A 16474-nucleotide genomic window follows, 5' to 3' on the forward strand; every position below is an offset into this window, starting at 1 on the left:
CGGTGTCGGTGAGCCCGTCCCCGTGGGCGTCGGAGTCGGCGGTGAGCCCGCCGGTGTCGGTGAACCGGTGGGGGTGGCCGTCGGCGTTCGCGTCGGCGTGCCTGTGGGGCTCTGCGTTGCGCTTGGTGACGCGGGAGGCGGGGTACTGGGCTGGGCCGGGACCTTGCCCTCCTGGACGCCACCCGTGACGGTCTGTGTGGGCGGCGCGGCCCCCGGATCAGTGGGCACGGCCCCAGGGACGGACCAGACAGACCCCGGCGAAGTCGCGGTTCCGGAACCTGGCTGGTAGCTGACCATGGAGATGTCGCCGAGGGGATCCACCTGCTTGGTTGGCAGGAACGTCCAGTTCATCGGGTTGGTGTAAACGCCGTTGAGATGGGTCTCCAAGTGCAGATGGCAGCCTGTGGAGGAACCTGTGGTTCCGACTCTTGCGATGACCTGACCCACCCGTATCGGTTGCCGGTTGACGACAGCGATTCCTTGCAGATGGTTGTACGTGGTGACGAGGCCGTTGCCGTGGTCGATTTCCACGCGGTTGCCGCCACCCCACGGGTGCCAGCCCACGGCCCGGACCACGCCGGCATCGGCTGCGTAGACGAGCGTGCCGCAGGGCGCGGCGAAGTCCTGGCCCCAGTGGAACTCCCCCGGTAATCCTGTGAAGGGGTCTATCCTGAAACCGAACGGAGAGCTCCGAACCAGCACTTCAAGCGGCGCGTACAGTTTCCCGGCGCCCGGGCGGTCTAGGGAAGACGAAGCGACATTGAGGTTCCCGGTTCCGTCCTTGCCGAGCGTCTGGACCGCAGAGCGCTCGAAGGATACCGCGGCGTTGTCGCCCGCCGGCACAGGTCCCGACGACGAATTTGTGGGCAATGTCCCTAGCATGCCGGGAGCAGCACCACCGGTGACCCACATGCCCGGTTCGCCTTGACCAGAGCCAGCAGCGACGATCACGGTGGCAGTTAGGAAAACGCGTCTCGAGAGTACGACGCGGATTATCCGGCTCGACTCATGATGCTTACCCAAAACCACCCCCGGAAACAGGCGCACTTCCCAGACCGGGAGCGCTCGTCATATTGTGGCCGCATCCATAGTGAATGTGAACACTCGACTTGCTACTTGGCTGGCTCACCAGCCACTCGCTGGACTACTTGCAGGGGTCCGCCTTCCAGAAAGCCCGCGGTCCTCGCCATGCGTATTCGGCGGTATTCTCGGATGCGGACCGAGCCCGGGTAACCCTGTCGAAGCAGCTGACTGCGCGGTTCGCTATTGCGCATCTTCTTGCCAATGCACATAACGGTTTTGGAGGTCTCCGATGTGTCCGGCCGGATGTCCTTGCGGCAGTGGTCCCTGTTAGCGGCTCGGTGGTCGTGACCGTCCCGTCCGTAGGGCGGCTTACGTTCAACAACCCTTCCGCTCGCCCAGACGTCAGCATCTTCCGGCAATGATCCAGCGAGCCGGCTGGCGTTTGCCAGTACCCTCAGATTGTGTTTGCCAAGGTTTGATCAACCGCACCAGCTGGGGAGAAACCCGGGAACGCTTTTCAGGATGGTGCCTGATTTTAAGTCCACGAGGTCTGTCCGGATGGGGGTGGGTTCGGGGCGGACGGGGTATTGGTCTCCCGTGTATTGCGGTGCTGCTGTTTCGACGGCGAGGTAGTCGCCGGCCGGAGAGGTGCAGGTGTCCAGGATGCGTGACCAGGCGGCGTCAGGCTGGTAGAGCTGGCGCGGGCCGTTCTTGTCGGTGAGGTTGACTACGGAGGCTTCCTTTCCGCCGTCGTACTTTCGCACTACCTGCAGGTACTGGCCGGAAGTGTCGAGGACCGTGGGCTGGCTCGCGGTGGTGGTGACCCCGTTCGCGGCATCGGGTACGAAAGCGCCGGGGAGGGTGAGCGGCGTGGATGTCCCGGTGGTGAGGTTGAGGGTCGAATACCGTGGCGGGTCTACGCCCTTTTTCAGCCCAGGGTCGGCAACGGCGAGTTCGTTGCTGCCGGGGAATCCGAGGATTCCGGCATGCGTGCCCAGAGGCGACACTTTGCCGGAGTCCAGCGGGTCAATGAGGAACATGGACTGGTCGTCGGTCTGCGCCACCAAGGTGGCCGCGCCGGGGACAAAGCGCCAGTCAGTCGCTGTGACCGGACCGTGGATGCCCTGGACGGCCCGCGGAGCCGCGGACGGTTTGTCGACGTCGTAGACGAAGAGTGTTTTCCAGTACTGGCCAGTGCCTGAAGAGGCGGTGAAGGTGAAGCCAATGAGGTTCTTGGACCCAGCCGCATGAAGGTTGGCCACCGTCCCCAGGCTCGGCAGTGGAACAAGCGTTGGCGGGCCGCCGGTGAGGGGGACCATCTCAAGTGAGCTCGTGTTGTCATCGTTGAGTGTGACGACGGCGAGGGCGGAGGGCAGGGCGGCATACTCCTGGATCCGGGGGGCGCTGACAATGACAGTGCCCTGATCACTGCCGGAGAGGCTTGTGCCGAGAATGGTGTCCGGCTTCTTAAGCCCTGAGTTGTCTTTACCGGTGTCCCTCTGCAGGGTGTACAACGCAAAGCTGGCAGGAGTGGTGGAGCGGGCCAGGGCCGGGGTGGAATTGGGGTGCGGCAGCTTCGAAAGGTTCGCTACCGTCAACCCGCCCGCGAGGACGGCAAGGATCGCGATGGTGCCGTAAAGGCGCCGGGCGAAACGGCGTCCCGCCAGCAGCTCTGCGGCGGCAGCAATCGCTGCAGCCCGTTTGGCTGAGACGGGACGGCGCTTAGTAGACATAGGGCTGCGCCGGCTGAGAGGTGGACTTGATGGAGTCCGGTATCAGAACGATTGCCTCGGGACTGGCCGCGTTCGGGTTGGCGCGAAAGCTGCTGGTGACCGTGACCCAACTGTCGGTTTTGAAGTCGTTTTGCCACCCGGGGTGATAAACCGGAACGCCAATCGGCTGCGCATCGACAGCGCAGCAGGTCACCACAAAACGGGTCACGAAGAAAACGTTTGGATCTGTCTTGTCCGCACTGATGAACCCGGTCACGGTGGCAGTCTTGTCGGCAAAAAAGTCCTGCCCTGCGCCGGACCGAAGCAGCGATGCCCAGTCCCTCACCGTGAACGCGGAGTAGTCTCCCTTGCCGGGCAGTGCGGGTGCTTTCAGGGTGAGGGCGGACGCCGAACCGTTGAGGTCCCGCTGGGCGACAGTTGCGGTGGTAAGGGTCGACGGCGGCAGGATCAGCAGGGCGACGACGGCGGCGATGATGGTCAGCACGCTTCCGGCCGGCCACACCCAGCCCCATCGCGAACCGTGCCCGTCGCTGGGGCCGTCGGCGTCGGTGTGGGCGTCACCGTCGTGGGTGTGCCCGTCGTCGGGGGCGTCGCTGGTCCCGGGGACCAAGGCGAAGGCCGCCAGGGCGAGCACCCCTGCGATCACAGCCATGATGACTGTGAACACGAAATACCGAGGATGGATATACAAGGCAAGCTGCCCTGACAGGCCCAGCCAGATCGTAGCTGTAAGGCCGATCAGGCTCAGGACCACGCCCTGCCACCGGCTCACGAGCCGCCTAATGACCATAGTTGACCGCCAATCCGAGGACCGCGGCGCAAAGTGCCACCAGCAGGCTGAGCTGAAGGAGGGTTTTCGCCGTAAACGTGGTGCGCATCAGGGCAAGCATTTTTACGTCGATCATGGGCCCGAAGACGAGGAAAGCCACGATGCCTCCCGGCATGAAGGTTGCACCGAACGACAGGATGAAGAAGGCATCCACGTTTGAGCAGATCGCCACGACGAAGGCCAGCAACATCAACGCCAGCACAGACCAGACGGGGTTGCTGCCCAGGGCGACCAGCACCTCGCGGGAAACGGCAACCTGGATCAGCCCCGCCATGCCCGCACCAATAAACAGGGCCGGCATCATTGCCCGCGTCTCCTGCGAGAACATCTGCACGCTGCGCTGTACCCTGCCGGCGCCGCCGTCGTGGTCTGCCAGGTTGCAGGTTTCCTGGAACCTGGTGGTCAGCAGTTCCCCGGGCCGCGGATGCCGGCTGTAGATCCAGCCGACAAGGTTGGCGATGAAGAAACCGCCCAGGACGCGTGAGACCAGGATGCCGTTGTTCCAGCCAAACGCCTGCGCGGTGGTGACGATGGTTACGGGGTTCAGGATGGGTGCCGCGAACAGGAAAGTCATCGATTCCGCGACCGTGAGGCCCTTGACCACCAGACCGCGGGCCAGTGGAACATTCCCGCATTCACAGACCGGCAGCAGCATTCCCAGAAGCGAAAGGACCAGCCTCCGCAACACCGGGCTCCGAGGCAGGCGACGGAGCAGCATGCCCTCCGGCAGCCAGACCTGGACGGCGATCGAGAGGACAATCCCGAGGAAAACGAACGGCAAGGACTCGACGACGACACTGATCGACAGCGTGGCAAAGTCACGGGCGGCGTTGGGAAGCCCAAAATTCTCCGGCGTGGATGGTGCCAGCACCCGAACGACCGCGAACAGTGCAACGAGGGCGAGGCCTACGACCAGCCCGGCGGCAGACTTCGACGTAAAAGCACGGGTCGGGATTCTGTGCTCGTGTTCGGGCTGTTTATGTTTGTCGACTGCAGGCAGCGTCACGGGCACTCCTTCCTCCACGGACCCGGGCGAGCGCGCGCTGGCGATCGCAAGAACGGCTCACACCAGCTCTAGGTACCCGTCCCACGTGCAGACAGACCCCGCGGACCTGAAAACCACAGCTCAAGAAGCCGATCTGGACAAACTAACTAGCTACATCAGAAGTTCTACCTAACGGAAGCGTCAGAAGAACGAGTGTCGGCTACTCGTTTCCATAGCTACTGCTGGTCGTAGTCTCTCAGGTACGAGTGCGAATGATTCCCGGGCACCGGTTACCGCCGGTTGGGAACCCTGATCGGAATCCCTTTCAAACGGCACCGTCTTGGAGCGCCCAGAAGGGATCACCGGGCTGCTTTTGCGTTGCCTAGGCTGGGGAGGAATTGACCATGAGGACCACGAAGGAGCAACAGGAGGCAGTGGTACCGCCACGTGATGGCCGCGCGGGACCCGACCATCGGGGATTGCGGACCGATAGACACTTTCGCCAACGCTGGACCGCTTTCGGCAGCACGGCGCTGGTGTTAGCAGGGCTGCTGGCTGGAGTGGGGTTCGCCGCCCCGGCGCATGCTGCTCCGAATACGGTTGTGTCGCTGACATTCGATGACGGCAACGCGGACCAGTTGACAGCCGAAGCCACCATGAAGAGCCTGGGCCTGGTCGGCACGTTTTTCATCACCACCGGGTGGATCGACCAGCCCACTTACCTGACCACCGCCAACCTGCAGCAAATTGCCGCCGACGGCAATGAGATCGGCGGACACACCGTGACCCACCCGGATCTTGTGTACCTGCCCCCCGCTGAATCGACCCGGCAGATCTGTAACGGCCGCGTGGCACTGATGAACATGGGCTTCAAAGTCACCAGCTTCGCCTACCCCTTCGCTTCCGAAGACCCGGCCACCGAGGCCCTGGTGAAACAGTGCGGCTTCAACAGCGCCCGCGGCCTGGGCGACGCCGCCAGCAAGGACCCTGCCTCGGCGACACTTCCCGCGGCAGACACCATCCCGCCCGCCAATCCCTACGTAACTGCGGCACCGGACGAGGTGGACAGCACCTGGACCCTGCAGAATCTGGAGAACCAGGTGACCCACGCCCAGACAACCGGCGGCGGGTGGGTCCAGCTGACCTTCCACCACATCGCCGTCGGCACGGACCCCACGCTGACGATCACCCCCACCCTGTTCAACCAGTTCGCCACCTGGCTGGCCCAACAAAAGACGGCCGGTACGGTTGCCGTGAAGACCGTGGACCAGACCGTCGGCGGCACCCAGAAGCCCGCTGTCCAGGGCCCTGCCGTACCCCCACCACCCCCTCCGGGGACGAACATGATCCAAAACCCCAGCCTGGAAACCCTGGTCAACACGATCCCGCAGTGCTGGGCCGCAGGCGGCTACGGCACCAACACCCCTGCCTTCGCCGTTGTTTCCCCCGGCCACACTGGTAAGAACGCCGAGCAGCTCACCCTGACCGGCTGGGTGTCCGGGGACGCGAAACTCCTGCCCGCCCTGGACCTGGGCGGCTGTTCACCGACGGGAACACCCGGACATACGTATCAGCTGAAAGCCTGGTATAAATCCACTGCGGCAACCCAATTCGAACTCTATTACCGTATTGGTAGCGGGTTCTGGAAATACTGGACCGCAAGCCCCTTGATCGGCGCCGCGACGAACTGGACCCAGGCCACCTGGACCACACCTCCCCTACCGGCCGGTGCCTCAGGTATCAGTTGGGGCCTGAACATCCAAACCAATGGCACCATCAACACCGACGACTACGAAATGTACGACGTCGCCGTCGTGCCGCCCCCGCCGCCCCCGCCGGCGGGAGGCAATTTGGTCCAGAATCCGGGCCTTGAAACGGCCGGGTCGGGCTCGTTCCCGCTGTGCTGGCAGGCCGGCGGATACGGCACCAACACGGCCGTGTTCAGCACCGTAGCCACGGCTCACACAGGTACGAAGGCGGAGAAGCTCACCATCACGGGCTATTCCAGTGGTGATGCGAAACTGCTTCCCACGATGGACAGCAGTACCTGTGCGCCTCAGGCCGTCGCAGGACACACCTACTCGGTGCGTGCTTGGTACACCTCCACAGCCGTCACACAGTTCGCCCTGTATTATCGTGACGCCACCGGCACCTGGGTTTACTGGACCTCCGGACCGTGGCTGGCTGCCGCCAGCGCCTACACCCAGGCAAGCTTCACGACGCCGGCACTCCCTGCCGGGGCCACCGCAGTCAGCTTCGGCCTGAGCCTGTTCAACAACGGCACAGTCACCACGGACGACTACGCCATGTACGACACGGTAGGAGCTCCGCCCCTCTGATAACAGCCTTCCACAGACCTGGGAAACTGCCGAGCGACGCAGGCCGATGGTGTGACAGATCCTGCGTGAACGCCGAGTTGTGATTCGGGTATGGCGTCCAGCACGCGCACGTACGTCAGCTTCGGAGGCGATGTCGGGGTCGAGCCAGCCTAGTAAATATCCGGGGCATAACTCCAAGGCTTTTGATCTGGCGGGGCGGGCATCACGCATCGGCTTATTCGCCAAGGGCCTGCCGCGCGGATGAACGCCAAGGAATACCGCTGAGCGTGTCCATCCGCTAAGAGATGGTCTGTCATGGAATGAGGTGGCACTTCGGGTTCCATTTCCGTGCGGCGTGCGTCGCACGCAACCGGCAGATTTCCATCGTCCTCTCGCTGAAGGGTCCGACATGCACGACCACGCCCCGAAGCACACCCAGTCTGCACGCAGAAGGATCTTCCGCATCAGCTAAATCAGTTACACCTCTGGCATCCAAGGCAACACCGTGAGCGCTGGCTCACGGTAAGTCATGTCGCAGTTTGACCCGACGTCCATGAATCGTCGTGAGCGGGAACAAAAGTACCGGATTGGTCAGGACTTTGAGCGAGCTGACGCCGAGCACGTCGTACGGGTTGGGCGCAGCCTGCTCTTCCCTTCTCAGAGCGCAGGTTACGGACGCGAAAGCAGCACCGAAGCGCCGTTCCGCCGACGCGGCTGGACGGCCACTAGCGGTCAAGCTAAAGCGCCGAACCAATGACGATGTCCGTCGCCCGGCTCTCCGCCCAGTCGGGGATGAAGTACCTGTTCAAGACGACCATGATGGACGACCGGACCGTCACTCCGGTTGATGCCACGGCGTACTACATGAAGGCCGGGACACCGCAGGGCCGCTGGCTCGGCTCCGGCCTGCCTGGCATCAGCCGCAACACCGGAGACGCCGTTACTGAAACCGACGCGAAAGCTCTCTTTGATCACGCCGCCCACCCCGACACAGGCACTCCCTTGGGCCGTCCGCACGGCCAGCCCACGGTTGTCCAAAACAGCCAAGGACGGACTGGAACGCGTCACGCCGTCGTCGGGTTCGACCTGACCTTCAGCGTCCCCAAGTCCGTTTCGGTGCTCTGGGCGCTGAGCCCGCGGTCCGTCCAAAACCAGATCCTGCAAACCCACCACGAAGCCGTCAATGCCACGCTGCAATGGCTCGAAGAAGCGGTCATCCACACCCGCGCCGGCCGCAATGGCGTCGCCCACCTCGGCACCCACGGCGCGATCGCCGCCGCCTTCGATCACTGGGAGTCGCGCGCCGGGGATCCGCAGCTCCACACTCACTTGGTCATCGCCAACCGCGTCCAGCGCATCACCGATGGCGCCTGGGTCACCCTGGATTCAAGAACGCTCTACAAGGCCGCGGTCGCTGCGAGCGAGTACTACAACGGTCTCCTCTTCGACGCCCTGCATCGGAACCTGGGCACGGACACCGAAATCCGCGCACCGGCCACCCACACCCACAACCCGAGCCAGCAACTCACCGGCATTGACGATGCATTGATCCGCGAATTCTCCAACCGCTCCCCCCTCATCGATCTGGAAACCGACCGCCTCGTCGCCGAATGGACCGGATCAGCATGGGACTCCCCCGACGGCAACAACCACCCTCAAACTCCGCCAGCAGGCAACCCTCTCCACAAGAACCCCCAAACCGGAAACAGTCGCGCCGCTCCATCAACTCTCCGCGCAATGGCAGGCCCGCGCCGCCGCCAAAGGCTTCGATCCGCGCCTCACGCTCGCCAACACCGTGCGACGCTCCAAAAGAGCCCCCTTCCGCGTCTGTGACTTCACGGCGAACTGGATCGAAACCGTCGCGTCCCTGACCCGGGAGCGCGTCGCGGCCAGGCGTGCGACCTGGAACCGGTGGAACCTCCTCGCCGAAGCCGAGCGGGTCTGCGCCGACATCCGCTGCCACACACCAGAGGACCGAAAAGCAATGATTGACGCCGTCGCCACCGCGGCCGAAACCCAATCCGTGCCACTCAACGAGAACCGCTACACCCTCCCCGCCAACGCGCTGCCCGATCTCGTCTTCGCAAAACACAGCATCTTCGACTTCCACGGCGCCCGCCTCTACACGGACGCGGCGACCCTCGCCAACGAGGACATCGTCATGGGAGCAAGGAACGACGACGGCGCACCGATCGTGAGCGCGGACGTCGCCATGGAAAACCTCGCCAGCTACAAACACCGTGGCCGGCACGAGCTCCACACGGACCAACGCGCGGCAGCGGCAAACGTCCTCCTCAGCGGCAACCGACTTGACGCAGTCGTCGGCCCGGCCGGTACCGGAAAGACCACAGCCCTTGGCGCGCTCAAGGCCGCGTGGGAAGCAGAATTCGGAGCCGGCACCGTGGTCGGATTGGCGCCCGCGGCGGCGAGCGCCGAGGTTCTTGGACGTGAGCTGTCGATGGTCACAGACAATGTCGCGAAGTGGCTTTACGAGTCGGTCGGCCAGGGCGCCGGAAGCCGTGCAGCACGGTTCTTCGATGCCGAGCAACGGCTCAAACGCTCCGCGTCTGACCGAAGCCCCCAGACCACTCGGCTGATACAGAAGGCTGCCCGGCTAGCTGCCGAACAGGACAGGTGGCGTTTTCATCCGAATCAGTTGGTCGTCGTCGACGAGGCCTCCATGGTATCTACACCTCAATTATCTGCGCTGGTACAGCAGGCCCGGGACGCCGGCGCCAAGCTGCTCCTGGTGGGCGACCCCGGGCAGCTGGATGCGATCGATGCCGGCGGTCTCCTCGGCTGGCTGGACCGGCAAGGCAAGACGGTGCGGCTAAGCACCGTCTTGCGGTTCGAGCAGCTTTGGGAGCAGGATGCCTCCCTGAAGTTCCGCGCCGGGGACTCCGCCGCCATCGACGAGTATGAGCGGAACGGACGCATCCGACACGGCGCATACCTCAACATGGTCGACCAGGCGTATCTGAGCTGGCAGGCGGACATCCACGACGGCAAGTCATCCATTCTCATTGCAGCCGATAATGACACCGTCAGCATGCTGAACCAGCGTGCGCAGGCCGATCGCGTCATCCAGGGTGTGGTCGACGCGGAACAGACGGTGCCGCTCAGCGACGGACTGCGTGCAGGTACGGGCGTTGTCGTCATTGCCCGACACAATGATCGTTCCATCGTCGACAGCAGTGGCGACTTCATCCGAAATGGGACCATGCTCGACGTCGTCCGCACAGGCGGGCGCCACGGCTCGCTCACCGCAGTCCGCCGGGACACAGGCGCCGCAGTCACGCTGGGCCGGGACCATGTCGAGTCCGCAGTTGAGCTTGGATACGCGACGACGGCCCATCGCTCCCAGGGGATCACGGTCGACGCAGGTCACACCGTCGTCACACAGGGCGGGCTCACACGTGAACTTTTCTATGTGAGCATGACCCGGGGCCGTGGAGGTAACAACGCGTACATCAGCGAAAATGAGCCCACCGACCATGAGCCACTTGATCCCTCCTTGCAATCGTCATGGCGGGAGATTCTGGAAGAACTGCTTGCTGCCGAAGGCGCTGAACGCGCGGCTCATGAAATCCGGGAGGCCGAGCAGTCAAAAGCAGACAGCCTGGAACGGCTCAGTGCCGAGTACGACTACTTGGCACAAATCGCGGCAGCTGAAGATCTCGCCCGGTTCGTTGAGCGCCACGCGCCAGAACTAGTCGACGAGCTGAGACAATCCCAGTCCTGGGGTGCGACGGTGGCAGCATGGCGGCGATCCACAGTCGCCAGCCGAGCAACTGCAGAGCACGTTGTCTTAGAGGCATTAGAAACAATCGCCTCGGCACAGGATCCGGCGGCTGTCCTCCACTCTCGGCTCCTTTCCTTCCGGAACGGGATTGCCGCTCACGAGACTGATCCACTGACCGAGCCGATCCGCACCGTCCGGCCAGACGTCGCGAAGATGATCGGCCAAGTCGTGGAACGGATCAAACGCAGGACTTACACCATCACGAAAGCAGCCCAGATGCTCGACACCGAATGGAAGCGAAACCTTCTCGGCGCTCTTCCACCGACCATGCGTGAGGATGACCTCAAGAGGGTGATTGGCACAGTTGCTCTCTACCGCGACAGATGGGGCGTCGACGACTCGCCACTCCCGCTCGGACCCATCCCTGAGGACTCCGACAGGGAACGGCTGTCGCAGACCACGGGCGTTCAACAACTCATTGCAGAGGCATCACGCGCGGCAGTCGCCAAGCAACCTGATAGCTGGTTTGACGTCCCGTTCAACCGAGAACCAGGCCTAAGAAATGTCGGTTGGCAGCTTTAAACTGAGCTCGAACAGGGCCATCGGGCGAGAAGGGAGAGCGGGCAATGCCTAGACCGCCGCTGCAGATCGGAACCTGGGGGAAGATCAGCCGAGATGAGGTATCGCCAGGTGTCTGGCGCGCGATGGCCAGATTCCGGGACTTCGACGGCGTCACCCGCAAAGTGGAGGCTCGGGCGGCGGCCACGTCGAAAAACGACAAAGGTGGAAAGGCCGAACGACTGCTGATTGCAGCGCTCACGGAGCGTGCCATGCCCGCTGGCGAAGACATCACGTCAGACACACGAATCACCAAGCTCGGTCTGATTTGGTGGGCGGAATTTGAGGACGCTGATCGCGCACTCAATACGCGCCGTCGATACAGGGACATCCTCGACAACTACGCTTCACCCGGCGTCGGAGGCCTGCGGATTCGCGAAGCAACGGTCTCCACTTTGGATCGTTTCCTCAAGACCATGCGTATCAAACATGGCAACGCCACGGCAAAGCTATGCAAAACGGTGCTGTCTGGAATGCTCGGCCTCGCAGCGCGCCACGGCGCCCTGGATGGGAACCCCTTGCGGGATGTGGCTACGATCCCGACAAATCACAAGGAAGTCCGGGCGCTAACAGTGACAGAGGTTTGGGCATTACGTGCGGGTCTCAGGCAATGGGAGGCCGACAAGAAGCAGGCCGGCCGATACCCGACGCTGTCGACATCCTCGACGTCATCGACATCATGCTCGCCACGGGCGCACGCATCGGTGAGGCCTTGGCCATACGGTGGAAGGACGTCGATCTAAAATCCGAAAAGCCCACCGTCACAGTCAACGGAACGATTGTCTACATGCCTAAACAGGGACTGACCATCCAGGACCACCCTAAGAGCGCCAATTCCCGTCAAAGGTACTTCCTGCCGTCTTTCGCTGTGGAAATGCTCCTGAGACGGAAAATTGGGCAACCGGAGGCCAATCCGTGGGACGTCGTGTTTCCCTCGGCCGTTGGTTCGCTGCGCGATCCGAACAACTTCCGCAAGCAGTGGCGCTCCGCGAGTGACGATCTTGGTTTCCAATGGGTTACCCCGCATACCTTCAGAAAGACTGTTGGAACCCTGCTGGAGGCCTCGTCAGGCGTCGCTGTCGCTTCCGCCCAGCTTGGCCATTCCAGCGAAAACGTGACAAAGAAGCACTACGTCCAGAAGACGCACGAGGCACCGGATAACACCTCGCTGCTGGAGGCGTTCGGCAACTAGCTTGATTCGTTTCCGGTGGGTTTCCGGTGGATGGCTACCTCAGAACGTCAAAATGAAAGAGCCCCTGAGCTGCGTTTCCGCAGCTCAGGGGCTCTTTTCGGGTAGGGCTACTCGGACTTGAACCGAGGACCTTAGGATTATGAGTCCCGCGCTCTAACCAGCTGAGCTATAGCCCCGTAAAGTGCCTGGCGGAGGGTTCCTAGGGAAGCTCCCCGGGCCAAAACACTCTAGCAATAATAGTCATCTCCAAGGCTCAGGCGCACACCAGGCCATCCCTCAGTCCAAACCGGTGCCAGGCTTAGACGACCTTGTCCTCGTAGGCCGCGCCGCGGTACAGGTCTTCAAAGGTCTGAAGCGTGCCCTCGATGCTGTGGGGCTCCACCATGGCGCGGCTCGCCTTGCCCATGGCTTCGAGTTCACCGGCCGGTAAACGAAACAGTTCAGTGATCCGGGCTGCCAGCTCGTTGCTGTCGCCCGGGGTAAACAGGTGCCCGTTCTCCCCTTCGCGCACCAGATGCGGCAGCGCCATCGCGTTGGCGAGAAGAACCGGCGTCGACGCCGACATCGCCTCGAGCGTCACGAGGGACTGCAGTTCGGCCGTCCCGGGCATGCAGAACAAGTCGGCGCGAATGTACGCCTTCCTCAGGTCCTCATCACTCGCAAGGCCCAGGAACCTGACCCGCTCCCCCAGGCCCAGGCGCTTGGCTTGTGCCTCCAATGCGGCCCGGACCTCGCCGCCGCCGACGATTTCAAGGTGCACCTTGAGATCGGCCGGCGTCTTGGAGACGGCGTCGATCAGCACGTCCACGTGCTTTTCTTCGGCAAGGCGGCCGACGAAGAGGACGGTGGGGTTGGCATGCGGCTCAATCTCTTCGCCTGGCTGCAGTTCATAAGCAGCGGCGTCAATACCGTTGGACAGAGGCAGGACCTTGCGGAGGAAGGCGTGCTGGTGCATGGCCTTCGCCGCCAGCGGAGTGGGCGTGGTGACGACGTCGGCCATGCCCATGACCTTGCCCATGTCCTTCCACGACACGCGCCCGATGATGTCCTTGAACCACTGCGGGAACGGCAAGAACGGGTTCAGGTTTTCGGGCATGAAGTGGTTAGTGGCCACGATCCGGATCCCGCGCTTCTTGGCCTCGTAGAGAACGTGTTCGCCGATCATGTAGTGGCTCTGGATGTGCACGACGTCCGGCTTGACCCTATCGAAGAGCAGCGCGATGTCCTTCTTGATTTCCCACGGGTAGGAGATCCGAAAGTACTCGTGCGTGAAGACACCGTGGGACTTCAAACGGTGCACCGTGGCTTCGTCCGCGAATTCGGTGAAGCTCTTGCCGTTGTCCGCCCGGCAGGCCAGCACGTGGACGTCGTGCCCCCGCGCCTTCATGCCTTTGGCAAGCCGGTACCCGAACTGAGCAGCACCGTTGACTTGCGGCCGGTATGTGTCTGCCGCAATCAGGATGGTGAGAGGTTTGTTGGTTTCGGGAATGGTCACGTGGAGAACTCCTGATGGTCACGGTGCGAACATCGCAAGGCGTATTGCCCTACGACGTCTTCGCCGGCTGCCTGCCGCGGGTGTGCGGGGCACGGTTTGTTGAGCGTTGCCCTAGGCCTTCCGGCTCGCTGCCGCCTTCGCGTCACGTTTCCGTTTGGTGACCTCGGGATGGTGCCGGCTCAGGGCAATAACCCCCACGATAGCAAGGGAAGCGGCCACAGCCATGGCGATTGCGAGCACGGCGTGGACATCGGGACGAAGCTCACCCAAAATAGCGATCCCAATGGCGATCCCGACAATGGGGTCGATCACAGTGAGCCCTGCGATCACCAGATCCGGCGGGCCGCCGGAGTAGGCGCTCTGCACGAACCAGGAACCGAGCCCGCCGGCCGCGGCGATGGCCACCACCGTGTACCACTGCACATTCAGCAGAAAATGCCCGTTGGGATCCAGAAGGTGCCGGCCAATAATGCGCGTCAGTACGGCGACGAATCCGAACAAGACACCTGCGCCCAGGATGTACACGAAGGCGCTCATGCGGTGCCGGAACATGACAGCCAAAGTTCCAAAGAGCCCGACGGCGAGAGCCAGTAGGAGCACGATGGTTATTTCGTCCTCGCCGCTGACGTGGTGGTTCTCCTGGGTGGCGTTGACCGCCAACAGGACGAACAGGGCAGAACCCGTCACACAAGCCGAGATCGCCACCACGGTGCCGCGATTGATGCTGAGGCCTTGGTCCTTGGCGTTGACCACCGTGGTGATCACCAAAGCGATGGCACCGATGGGCTGAACCACGGTCAGGGGAGCCGACACCAAGGCGATGGCGTTCATGCCCATGCCCAAGGCAAGCAACAGCAGGCCCAACATCCAACGTGGATTCCTGAGAAGTCTCAAGAATCCTTGGGAACTCAAGGCGAGTCCACCGGTATCGGCTTTGACCGCGCTGCCCTGGCGCTGGGCACCAATGGCAAGGCAGAAGGCGCCAAGCACCGCAAGAAGAACTGCAAACCAGACCATCAGCTACGACCGCCGTCGTTGGCTTTGAGCTCTTTGCCCTTGCGGAGGATCGCCCAGAAATAGTTGTAGGCAGCTACCCAATGGCCCACGAGGCCCAAACCGAGGCAGACCCAAGCAGTGACGAAGTAGACACCTGTGAAGGGAATCGCGAGCTTGGAAAGGACCAGAAGCGGAGTGCCAAGGAGCAGGAACGCGGTCCGGACTTTGCCGATCCGGCTCACCGGGAGGTCGGGGTGGCTGTGGAAATAGAACAAGGAGGCGGTGCCGAGGACGACGTCGGGCACGACCAGTGCGGCGAGATACCACCAGTCAACGACGCCGGCGATCACCAAAGTGACAGCGACGGTGATGAGTGCCAGGCGGTCTGCCACGGGATCCAGGATGCGGCCCAGTTTGGACGCTTGGTTGAAGCGCCGCGCGACGTAGCCATCTACCCAGTCCGTGCCACCCATGATGGCAAGAACCAGGACGGCGAAACCGTATTCCTTCCGCCACAGCACCAGCCACACAAACAGCGGAACGCCCATGAAACGCAGGACTGTCAGGAAATTGGGGACGGTGAAGATGAGATCGTGGTCGATCTGCGGCTGGCCCGGGCGGGCGCCTGCACCGATGAACTTCACCTGTCCCCCTTTCCCTAGTCCGCGGCTGGTGTGGTTGCTTACCGTCCTATTACTTCTTGAACAGCTTCCGTAGTCCCACTGCAGCCACCGTGGCGGACGCGGTAAAGAGAAGCAGCTCCTTCCAGCGGGCGGCGAGCCGCTCCGCCAGCCCTGCCGGAACTTTCTCACCGAGATCTGCGAGTTTGTCGGCCGCAAACTGGCGTCCGTCGTCGAACTTTTGCCCTGCAGCGTCCAGGAGGGCCTTTCCTTGGGTCTTGACATCGAGCTCGACGCCGAGCTGATCACGAACGTCCGCGAGGTGTTCGCGGCGCTGCTCCAGACGGCGGAGCAGTTCGGCCTCGCTCGGGGCGGGCGGTTGCTCGGCCTTGTGTGCCTCTGCCTTGGCGGCTTTTTCGGCCTTGGCCTGCTCGGCCGCGGCGGCTTTCGCTGCTTCCGCAGCCTTATAGGCCTCCGACGAGGGGTCCAGGACGCTTGCGTCGAACGACGTCCCCTCCGTGATGATGCCAAGATCGTGCTTGATCCCGCGGATGGTCTTCTCAGGTACAAGCGGCATAGCCCTCTTGAACGAGAGGAATCCAATGAGGGCTCCCACAAGAATGATCAGCAGGAACGCTGCAGCGACGACGAGCGCGGCGAGCCACGCTGGCATGACCGTGGCCAGGCCTAGGATCGCGGCCACCACCAGAGCGATGACGAGCAAAGAGAGGAAGATCAGCGCGACGCCAACGAATGCCCCCGCAACACCCAGATGCTTGCCTTTGCCCTTGAGCTCAAGCTTAGCCATGTTGATTTCGTCATTGAGCTGCCGCGGCGCAAGCCGAGCCGCAAGTTTGAGGGTGTTCGGCAATGCCGAAATGCCCTGGCGTTGGCCGGCCCGGCCGCTGTGACGTCCACTCATT

12 protein-coding genes and 1 tRNA gene are annotated in these 16474 nt (G+C 62.9%); 4 read left to right on the top strand and 9 right to left on the bottom strand.

All coding sequences use genetic code 11. From position 1 onward, the window contains the following. From HNP00_RS03565 to HNP00_RS03580, 4 genes are all read right to left on the bottom strand, one after another. Positions 1-912, bottom strand: a 912-nt coding sequence (locus HNP00_RS03565) for a M23 family metallopeptidase (RefSeq protein ID WP_221451133.1), incomplete at its 3' end; no start/stop codon positions are given. A gap of 590 nt (positions 913-1502) precedes the next feature. Beyond that, a complete protein-coding gene (locus tag HNP00_RS03570; protein ID WP_184735994.1) occupies positions 1503-2756 on the bottom strand; it encodes a hypothetical protein in 1254 nt (417 codons plus the stop codon). Next, positions 2746-3528 carry a TIGR03943 family putative permease subunit gene (locus HNP00_RS03575; protein ID WP_184735996.1) on the bottom strand — a complete coding sequence of 261 codons (783 nt, stop codon included), beginning with the start codon at positions 3526-3528 and terminating at the stop codon, positions 2746-2748. The genes HNP00_RS03570 and HNP00_RS03575 overlap by 11 nt, the downstream gene beginning before the upstream one ends. Positions 3529-3535: 7 nt before the next feature. After that, positions 3536-4585 carry a permease gene (locus tag HNP00_RS03580; RefSeq protein WP_221451170.1) on the bottom strand — a complete coding sequence of 350 codons (1050 nt, stop codon included), beginning with the start codon at positions 4583-4585 and terminating at the stop codon, positions 3536-3538. Positions 4586-5172: 587 nt separating this feature from the next. Here HNP00_RS03580 and HNP00_RS03585 point away from each other — a divergent pair. The 4 genes from HNP00_RS03585 to HNP00_RS03600 all read left to right on the top strand — a co-directional run bounded on the left by HNP00_RS03585 (position 5173) and on the right by HNP00_RS03600 (position 12440). Further along, entirely contained in the window at positions 5173-6909 is a 1737-nt protein-coding gene (locus HNP00_RS03585) for a polysaccharide deacetylase family protein (RefSeq protein WP_395893776.1), read from the top strand. 732 nt (positions 6910-7641) lie between these two features. Continuing rightward, positions 7642-8721 carry a MobF family relaxase gene (mobF, locus tag HNP00_RS03590; RefSeq protein ID WP_184736000.1) on the top strand — a complete coding sequence of 360 codons (1080 nt, stop codon included), beginning with the start codon at positions 7642-7644 and terminating at the stop codon, positions 8719-8721. Further along, the gene (locus HNP00_RS03595) at positions 8684-11212 is read left to right on the top strand and encodes an ATP-dependent RecD-like DNA helicase (RefSeq protein WP_184736003.1); all 2529 of its coding nucleotides are present in this window, start codon (positions 8684-8686) and stop codon (positions 11210-11212) included. The genes mobF and HNP00_RS03595 overlap by 38 nt, the downstream gene beginning before the upstream one ends. Positions 11213-11858: 646 nt before the next feature. Continuing rightward, positions 11859-12440, top strand: coding sequence for a site-specific integrase (locus tag HNP00_RS03600; protein WP_184736004.1), 582 nt, complete (start codon positions 11859-11861; stop codon positions 12438-12440). Between the two features lie 102 nt (positions 12441-12542). On the opposite strand, the gene HNP00_RS03605 is transcribed toward HNP00_RS03600, so the two are convergent. From HNP00_RS03605 to HNP00_RS03625, 5 genes are all read right to left on the bottom strand, one after another. Continuing rightward, positions 12543-12616 (bottom strand) — tRNA-Ile (locus HNP00_RS03605). Positions 12617-12738: 122 nt separating this feature from the next. After that, on the bottom strand, positions 12739-13935 hold the full coding sequence (locus HNP00_RS03610; RefSeq protein ID WP_184736006.1) for a glycosyltransferase: 1197 nt from the start codon (positions 13933-13935) through the stop codon (positions 12739-12741). Positions 13936-14046: 111 nt separating this feature from the next. Then, the gene (locus HNP00_RS03615; protein WP_184736009.1) at positions 14047-14952 is read right to left on the bottom strand and encodes a DMT family transporter; all 906 of its coding nucleotides are present in this window, start codon (positions 14950-14952) and stop codon (positions 14047-14049) included. Beyond that, positions 14952-15575 (bottom strand): CDP-alcohol phosphatidyltransferase family protein, encoded by a 624-nt coding sequence (locus tag HNP00_RS03620; protein WP_184736011.1) that lies wholly within the window; start codon positions 15573-15575, stop codon positions 14952-14954. Before HNP00_RS03620 ends, HNP00_RS03615 begins: the two co-directional genes overlap by 1 nt. Before the next feature lie 49 nt (positions 15576-15624). Further along, a complete protein-coding gene (locus HNP00_RS03625; protein WP_184736013.1) occupies positions 15625-16473 on the bottom strand; it encodes a phage holin family protein in 849 nt (282 codons plus the stop codon). Position 16474 lies beyond the last annotated feature (1 nt).

It is taken from the genome of Arthrobacter sp. AZCC_0090, assembly GCF_014207375.1.
In the GTDB taxonomy this organism is placed as follows: domain Bacteria; phylum Actinomycetota; class Actinomycetes; order Actinomycetales; family Micrococcaceae; genus Arthrobacter.

Excerpts from the sequence above, each read along its gene's own strand:
- HNP00_RS03570 (WP_184735994.1), bottom strand. The coding sequence starts at position 2,756 with ATGTCTACTAAGCGCCGTCCCGTCTCAGCCAAACGGGCTGCAGCGATT.
- HNP00_RS03600 (WP_184736004.1), top strand. The coding sequence starts at position 11,859 with ATGGGAGGCCGACAAGAAGCAGGCCGGCCGATACCCGACGCTGTCGAC.
- HNP00_RS03615 (WP_184736009.1), bottom strand. The coding sequence starts at position 14,952 with ATGGTCTGGTTTGCAGTTCTTCTTGCGGTGCTTGGCGCCTTCTGCCTT.
- mobF (WP_184736000.1), top strand. The coding sequence starts at position 7,642 with ATGACGATGTCCGTCGCCCGGCTCTCCGCCCAGTCGGGGATGAAGTAC.
- HNP00_RS03625 (WP_184736013.1), bottom strand. The coding sequence starts at position 16,473 with ATGAGTGGACGTCACAGCGGCCGGGCCGGCCAACGCCAGGGCATTTCG.